Genomic DNA, 1,012 nt, shown 5'->3' with positions numbered 1-1,012 from the left:
CTCCGTGTCCAAAATGTCGCTAGACATCACAAAGCTAGCTAGGGTGGCGAACTAGACGCCTATCTTCTTCGGCAGGTTTTGGTTCGGAATGCGGCCGTCGGGCACGACCTTGCCGCCATCCCAGCGGAAGGTTACGTCCGAGAAGTACTTGCTGGCGGCCACGTTGGCTTCACCCGACTCGTGCAGAGCCTCCCAGTCCCGCATGCGGACGGTAACCGAGGACGGAGTGGTCTTGAGGATTTCTGTCTGCTGAACCGTGTCGGAGGCGATGCCGATGTAGTTGCCCTTGTGGAACAGCATCAGCTGGGTGGCGAATTGGGCGTTGCCCTGCCTGGCCTGAGTGATCAGCGCGTAGCTGAGGTCAGAGCACGCGTTGTAGTTCGTCTGATTAGTCAGCTTCCAGCCGTGTGGGTTCGGCGGCAGCTTGCTGATGTTGTTGGTGATCTCCGGCGCCGTCGAATTCACGCGGCACTCCTTGCCGCCACCTTCTGTGCCACCGGTTTCTGCGCCACCGCTTTCTTCACCATTGTTCTGGTCGCCCTTGGGAGCTTCGGCGGTGGAGGCTGCGACGTTTTGAGTGTCCGGCTGCTCGCCATTGGCGCCATTGGCGCCTTCGGGTGCGTCGGCCGCGCCAGCTGCACCGGACTCTGCCTCGGCGGCGGTGGCCGCCGGAGTGTTGGCATTGCCGGAAGCCTGGGATTCATCGTCATCGCCGCAGGCGGCGGTGCCGAGCAGCAGGCCGGTCAGCGCGATCGCTGCACCGAACTGGCGGGTGCGACGGCCGCGGCGCGGGCGATGAGTGCGTTCAGTGTGGGGAATGTTGAAATTTCGAGAGTGAGCCTTCATGGTTCTTCTCCAATCTCAGATCGTGTGTGAGTGTGTGACTGTGCGCAATGTGTGCGCAGTTTCTGCACATTGTTTGCACTTTGTCTGCATAAAGTCTGCACTTTGCGGTACACGCTGCGCACGCTTTGTACCTTTGAGGTTACCCTCGTTTAGTGGACACCCTATT

General features: G+C 60.4%; 1 protein-coding gene. It reads right to left on the bottom strand.

Translation table 11 applies throughout. The features are described from left to right. Nucleotides 1-51: 51 nt before the first annotated feature. Nucleotides 52-846, bottom strand: coding sequence for an LppP/LprE family lipoprotein (locus HMPREF2678_RS02530; protein ID WP_070550720.1), 795 nt, complete (start codon nt 844-846; stop codon nt 52-54). Nucleotides 847-1,012 lie beyond the last annotated feature (166 nt).

The sequence above is a fragment of the Corynebacterium sp. HMSC058E07 genome (assembly GCF_001809885.1).
GTDB classification, from domain to species: domain Bacteria; phylum Actinomycetota; class Actinomycetes; order Mycobacteriales; family Mycobacteriaceae; genus Corynebacterium; species Corynebacterium macclintockiae.
The sequence above is the reverse complement of the archived record's forward strand: the minus strand, read 5'-3'. Positions and strand labels throughout refer to the sequence as shown.

Coding starts and splice junctions, on each gene's coding strand:
- HMPREF2678_RS02530 (WP_070550720.1), bottom strand. CDS start 846: ATGAAGGCTCACTCTCGAAATTTCAACATTCCCCACACTGAACGCACT.